General features: G+C 25.8%; 1 protein-coding gene. It reads right to left on the bottom strand.

What is annotated here, in order from left to right; translation table 11 throughout:
• Positions 1-1,455: asparagine synthase C-terminal domain-containing protein (locus V7149_RS26420; RefSeq protein WP_335348518.1), on the bottom strand; the 1,455-nt coding region annotated here is incomplete at both ends.

Here is a 1,455-nt window from a genome sequence, read left to right as displayed (position 1 = left end):
ATTTATATTTTGTAATAGTTTTTCGGCTAATTGATTAAAGTTGTTATAATTACGTATATTTTGTTGAAAGTATTTATTTAATATATACATCATAAAATTTCTCATGCTTTTTGGTAGTACCATCTTCAACCTTTGTACAATCTTGTGTTTTGGTTGAAGTTTTGGAATAGATATGTCAAATTCATTAAAAATATTATAAAGTAAGAATTCATTATATAATTGATTGTTAACTCTATATTCATTTGGTATTCTATACCAATATTCAATTAATTCATTATCCCAAAGCGGCATTCTCCATTGGAAACCAAAGTGCTCATAAACCCTTAAAGAATTGATTACAAATTTAGAAAGTCTATGACAGGTAATAAAATGTTCATTAATACTAATTAAATCATCAACATTACTAATAGGAAACTGAACAATAAATTGTTTTATATCTTTTTTTATTTGAGAGACTTTTTCACCATTATATACAAAAAGGTTAAAATGTTTCTTAAAGATATATTCACATAAAGATTCAACATTTAAATCAATACTTCTAATTTCATTTTCATCTATTAAATAAGTTCCACCTAATACATCACCGCAAAATCCGGGAACTATTACTGAATTTTCAGGGATTAATTTATTATTAGAAAGATACTGTACTGCGTAATATTCTTGTATATGAGGCAAAGATGACAGATTGTTTGAATCAATAAAATATTTATATGCATCATCTCCAAAAAGGCAGTCCCAAGTATCTATACTGTATTCAATAAAAATCCAATCATATGATAGTTGTTTTGCAACTCTTTTAGATATCACTACCTCATGACTATCAGGGCGACCATATGTGTAACAAATAACATTTTCGTATCCAAGTTTTTTTAACATAGCAACAATATATCTTGAATCATATCCGCCACTTAGTGGTACAACAATAGGATTATTATTTACCGATTTTATTAACCTAGTAAATGTTCTTTTAGATATCTCTTCAAGTTGATCAAAACATTCATTTTTTGTAAGACCAAAATAATTATTGTGTAGATGCACATAATAGAATTCATTAAAAATTTTTGTGGTATTCTCTAATTTTATAGTTACTAATTCTCCAGCTTGAATTTGATTTATTTTTCTAATGAGAGTAGTACTCCCCATTGTATATCCAGTTAATTTAAATTCAAGCAAACTCATTTGATCAATATCATGAAGATTTGATTCTTTTTTTATCCAAAAAGCATTATCTGAAATCAATATTTGGTCTTCTAATATTGAATAAAATAAAGGAATTGATCTCAATCTATCTGCTGCAATATAAACATTTTTACCATTATTGAAAACTAAACAAAAACTTCCGTTAGCATACCTAAGCTTTTCATCTAAGTATTTACCATCAGTAATTTCGTGAAAATATTCAACTAAGTTTTCATCTTTGTATAAATTACCATTTTTATCAAATAAAAAACCTTT

The sequence above is a fragment of the Bacillus sp. JJ1503 genome, from assembly GCF_036965125.1.
Taxonomy (GTDB): Bacteria; Bacillota; Bacilli; order Bacillales; family Cytobacillaceae; genus Cytobacillus.
This window is presented reverse-complemented; position numbering and strand designations above follow the sequence as displayed.